Source organism: Falsiroseomonas oryzae, from assembly GCF_027856955.1.
Taxonomy (GTDB): domain Bacteria; phylum Pseudomonadota; class Alphaproteobacteria; order Acetobacterales; family Acetobacteraceae; genus Falsiroseomonas; species Falsiroseomonas oryzae.
In genome coordinates this window covers 1-4,247 of record NZ_JAPSMD010000448.1, presented here as the reverse complement: position 1 = coordinate 4,247, position 4,247 = coordinate 1, and the positions used below count along the sequence as shown (strand labels likewise).

Sequence of the window (4,247 nt, the reverse complement as noted above, 5' to 3'; positions counted from 1 at the left end):
GCGTGCCGGCGACGAAGTACTCCAGCAGCCGTTGCTGAACCGAACGCGACAGCCGGCTCCGACGGCGCCTAACCATCTCTCCAACCTAGCCTTTCCACCCTTAGCTAGGTCAGCCCCTCGGACAAATGCGGCTTCGGCAGCCACCACGGGTCGCAGGGCAGGGCGTCGCGCAGGCCGAGCCGCTCGGCCATCAGCAACTGGCCCATGGTCAGCAGGCGGGCGACGCGGCGGCAGGCCCGGCAGATGCGCCAGCGCAACGCGTCCAGCCCGCCGAAGACCGGGTGGTCGGAGACGGCGATCAGCAGGCCGTTGAGCAGGCCGGTCCGGGCGGCGCGGCGCAGCGCGCGATGCGCGGTGTCGGCCTTGCCGAGCGCGGCCGGCAGGGCGTGCCAGGGCTGGCGGGAACAGGCGACCCAGAAGATCGCGTCCCAGCGCCGGCGGAGGTCGGCGGACGGCCGGCCGGCGCCGCGCGCCCGGCGCAGCATCGGCGCGAGCCTGGCCCACTCCTCATCGGTCATCGGTGCCCAGGGATGCGGGGCGGCGCGGCGGTGGGGGAAGCGGGGCGGGAGCGGGCGCATCCCTGCAGCATCGCGTGACGCGGCAGCCGGGATCAAGGACTTTATACCTAGATCGGCCCGCCGATTGATCCGGCACCGTGTGGCGGGCAGGCTCCGTTCACGATACGGAGAGATGCCCGTGCGCCGACCTGCCCTGCTGGCCTGCCTGGCCCTGACCCTGCTTGCCCCACCGCCCGCGGCGGCGCAGGCGCCCGATGCGCTCTGCACCGCGCTGCGCCGTCTGGCGGAGGCGGCGGCCAACGGCTTCGACTACCTGCCGACGGGCCAGCGCTATGTGCCGGGCTCGGTGGAGGAGCGGCGGGGCGTGCTGCGCCCGGCGGACGGGCCGGCGCGCGCGGTGTTCTACGCGACGATGGCGATGACGAACTCGGCGCAGCGCGGCCACGCCTTCGCGCAGCGCGCCCATGCGCTGGAGACTGACGTTGGGCGCTGCTTCCCGCAGGCCGAGGCCAGCGGCATGCAGCCCGTGCAGCACGGCGCCTTCGGCACCTGGACGCTGCCGCGCGCGGTGATCGCGCTGCGGCGGGACGATGGCGATGGCGGCCTGTCCAGCGCGGAGATCGAACTGTCGGTCGCGTCCCGCTGGTAGGCGCGCCGGTGGAGCGACGGGCGCGCCGCCGCCCGGCGGCCCCGCGCTCCTGCGCCTCAGCCGATCAGCGGGTCGTACACGGTGAAGGGCCGCATCATCTCGTTGTCCTCGTGCGAGAGGATGTGGCAGTGCCAGACATAGGTGCCCGGCCGGTCGAAGTTCGCGATGATGCGGATCGCCTCGCCCGGCCCGACCCACACCGTGTCCTGCCAGCCCTGGTCCTCGGCATGGAGGTTCTGCACGCCCTTCCGCCAGGGCTCCACGTCGAGCATGGCGCCGAGGCTTACGGCCTCCGCCTCGCCGTCCTCGTCGCCATCGACCGCGACGCTGGCATGGCGGGAGAGCACCTGGAACTGCACGAGATGCAGGTGGACGGGGTGCGCATCCTCGGTGAGGTTGTGGATCTCCCAGATCTCCGTGTCGCCGAGGCGGATGCGCTCGGTGACCGGGTCGGCCCACATGCGCGGGCCGAACGCCTCGGCGCCCTGATCCTCGGCGAGGCCGAGCATCGGCATCATGCGCCCGGCCTCGTCCATCATCTCGAACAGGCCGAGCCTGCGGACATCGGCGGCGTTGTCGGCATCGGCCTCGGTCAGGCGCACGAAGTCCGGGTTGAGCCGGCCGTTCACCGCGGACTCGATCTGGACATGGTCGTTGCCGCGGTCGAGGTTCTGCGCGTTCACGCGGAACTGCATCACCTGGCCGACGGTCGCGGTGTTCGCCGCGGTGTCGCGCGCGCCCTCGACGCCGGCGGGCAGGCCGCCGGTCAGCGGATCGAGTCCCTTGAAGGGCTCGAAGGCGGGGCCGTGGTTCAGCAGCGTCACGTCCTCCCCGCGCACCTTGCTGAAGTCCATCACCACGTCCACGCGGTCGCCCGGCGCGATGATCAGGCGCTCGCCATCCTCCTGCTTGCCGTCGCCGTCCATCACCTGGATGGCGGAGTCGAGCAGCCCGCCATCGCTGCCGACGATCCAGACGCGCACGCGCGGATCGCTCAGCTCCAGCCAGTAGAAGCGGCTGTCGGAGCCGTTCAGCAGGTGGAAGCGGTAGTTGCCGGGGTCGATGTCCATCTTCGGCCAGGCCATGCCGTTGACCAGCAGGTGGTCGCCGAAGAATTCGGGCAGCACGGTCGGGTCGATCGGCGTGCCGGTGTCGGGATCGAGGAAGGTCTCCACCTCGCCGCCGCCGGGCAGCGGGTCGCCGGGCTTCGCCGGATAGTAGAGCTGCCCGTCCGCGGTGAAGGCGCGGTCCTGCACGGCCAGCCCGAATTCGTACTCGCGCCCCGGCAGCATCCGGCGTTCCACCAGCGACTCCTCGTTCTCGTCGCGCAGCAGGTAGAAGCCGGCGAGGCCCATGTAGACATTGAGCCGCGTGATGCCGAGCGCGTGGTCGTGGTACCAGAGCGTCGCGCTCTCCTGCGCGTTCTCGTAGGTGAAGACGTTGCCGGCGAAGTCGGCGCCGACCTCGGCCAGCGCCTGCGTCCACCACGCCTCCGGCAGGCCGTCGGAGGTCGGGGCGCTGCGGCCGCCATGCAGGTGCGTCACCACCGGCACCAGCCACGGGTCGAGCGTCGCCGCGTGGTGGATGGTGGTGTCCACCGGCAGGCGGTGGCCGGCGAGCGGCAGCAGGTTGTTCCAGGTGATCGAGACGGTCGCGCCGGACATCGCGACGATGGTCGGGCCCGGGTAGATCGGCACCGTGGAGCCGGGCAGCGCGTAGCCCCAGACCGTGGTGGCCAGCGGCAGCCCGGTCAGCGGATCGACCAGGCCGAGCCACTGCTCGCCCTCGACGATGTTCAGCGTCCAGCTTCCGCCGCCAGTGGCGTCCAGCACCGGCGGGACCGGCACGGCGTTGACGAATTTCGGCTGTGTCGCGGGATCGAGCAGGGTGGACGACATGGCGTGCCTCTCCGGGTCGGGCGTGCCTGACCCGGGGACGCTGCCGGCCCGCTGACAGCCGTGTATTTGCGCCAGCGCAAGTTCGGCGCCGAGCGCAGCGAGTTTACGTGGCCGCAGAACTGCATGGTTATGGCAGGGCGACGGAGGCACGCGCCGCGCGTGTGCCGCGCGACGCGTCCGCCGCCATGCCGCGAGGCTACTTCTCCGCCGTCGCCTCCAGCATCCACAGCGCCTTGTCGATGTTCTTGCTGACGCCGGTCAGGATGTCGGCGGTGTCGGCGTCGCCGGCCTCGTCGGTCGCGTTGATGCCGGCGCGCAGCGCGGCGGCCAGCGCGGCGTAGCGTTCGGACAGCGCGGCGACATGGCCCTCGCCCTGGCGCAGGTCGGTCGGATAGGGCGGCAGCCGCGTGCCGGAGACCACCGACTGGCTGGTGCCGTTGGCGGTGCCGCCGAGCTGCACCAGGCGCTCCGCCACCTCGTCGATGTCGGTGGCGAGCGTGGTGTAGAAATCCTCGAACATCGTGTGGAGCGCGTGGAACTGTGGGCCCTTCACGTTCCAGTGCGCCTGGCGCGTGGCGTTGTAGAGGTCGATGCCGTCGGTCAGGCAGGCCTGCAGCACGCCGATCGAGGTCTTCTTCGCGTTGTCGTTCACGTCGTTGCGCGTCTTCGGCATCGCCTTGTGCTCTCCTGCTGCGTTGACGCCCATCGGATGGGTCGGGCACCGAACGTGGTGCGCGGGCAGGCCGTTTCACCGGCTATCGTGTCATGTCCGGCATGACATCGAGATATCGTGCGGCCTCGGGCGGGCCGTCGCCGCGGTGCAGCGCCGCGGCGCGCGCCAGGGCGGCACGGTCGGCCTCGGTCAGCCGCCCTTCCTCCCGCAGATGGTCGGTCCAGTTCTCGACGGCCCAGAGCTCCACCCAGCGCTCGGGATGGGCGATGTCCTCGAACAGGCGCCAGCCCAGCGCGCCGCTGCGCAGCCGCACGCCGCGGCATTCCTGCATGGCGCGGAGGAAGGCCGCGCGGTCGGCCGGCGCCACCTGGTAGCGCACCACCTCCAGCACGCGGTTGCGTCCGATGGCGAGCACGGCGGCCAGCGCGGGGTCGGCAGGGTCGGGGCGCGGGGGCGCCACGACCTCGGCCGGGGCGGGGGCGGGCGGCGGCGGCTCGAGCGAGAGGCGG

At 72.0% G+C, this 4,247-nt stretch carries 5 protein-coding genes; 1 reads left to right on the top strand and 4 read right to left on the bottom strand.

From position 1 onward, the window contains the following. Nucleotides 1-104: 104 nt before the first annotated feature. Nucleotides 105-518, bottom strand: coding sequence for a transposase (locus tag OZN99_RS26695; RefSeq protein WP_270938270.1), 414 nt, complete (start codon nt 516-518; stop codon nt 105-107). 178 nt (nt 519-696) lie between these two features. Here OZN99_RS26695 and OZN99_RS26690 point away from each other — a divergent pair, with 178 nt between their 5' ends. Beyond that, nucleotides 697-1,167: a hypothetical protein gene (locus OZN99_RS26690; RefSeq protein WP_270938269.1), complete on the top strand. Its 471-nt coding sequence runs from the start codon at nt 697-699 to the stop codon at nt 1,165-1,167. A gap of 56 nt (nt 1,168-1,223) precedes the next feature. Here the strand turns inward: OZN99_RS26690 and OZN99_RS26685 are convergent, their stop codons facing one another. The 3 genes from OZN99_RS26685 to OZN99_RS26675 form a co-directional block, all read right to left on the bottom strand. Further along, the gene (locus OZN99_RS26685) at nt 1,224-3,065 is read right to left on the bottom strand and encodes a multicopper oxidase family protein (protein ID WP_270938268.1); all 1,842 of its coding nucleotides are present in this window, start codon (nt 3,063-3,065) and stop codon (nt 1,224-1,226) included. Nucleotides 3,066-3,261: 196 nt separating this feature from the next. Continuing rightward, entirely contained in the window at nt 3,262-3,738 is a 477-nt protein-coding gene (gene dps / locus OZN99_RS26680) for a DNA starvation/stationary phase protection protein Dps (RefSeq protein ID WP_270938267.1), read from the bottom strand. An 82-nt stretch (nt 3,739-3,820) separates the two neighbouring features. After that, nucleotides 3,821-4,247, bottom strand: a 427-nt coding sequence (locus tag OZN99_RS26675; RefSeq protein ID WP_270938266.1) for an MFS transporter, incomplete at its 5' end; no start/stop codon positions are given.

Excerpts from the sequence above, each read along its gene's own strand:
- OZN99_RS26685 (WP_270938268.1), bottom strand. The coding sequence starts at position 3,065 with ATGTCGTCCACCCTGCTCGATCCCGCGACACAGCCGAAATTCGTCAAC.
- dps (WP_270938267.1), bottom strand. The coding sequence starts at position 3,738 with ATGCCGAAGACGCGCAACGACGTGAACGACAACGCGAAGAAGACCTCG.
- OZN99_RS26695 (WP_270938270.1), bottom strand. The coding sequence starts at position 518 with ATGACCGATGAGGAGTGGGCCAGGCTCGCGCCGATGCTGCGCCGGGCG.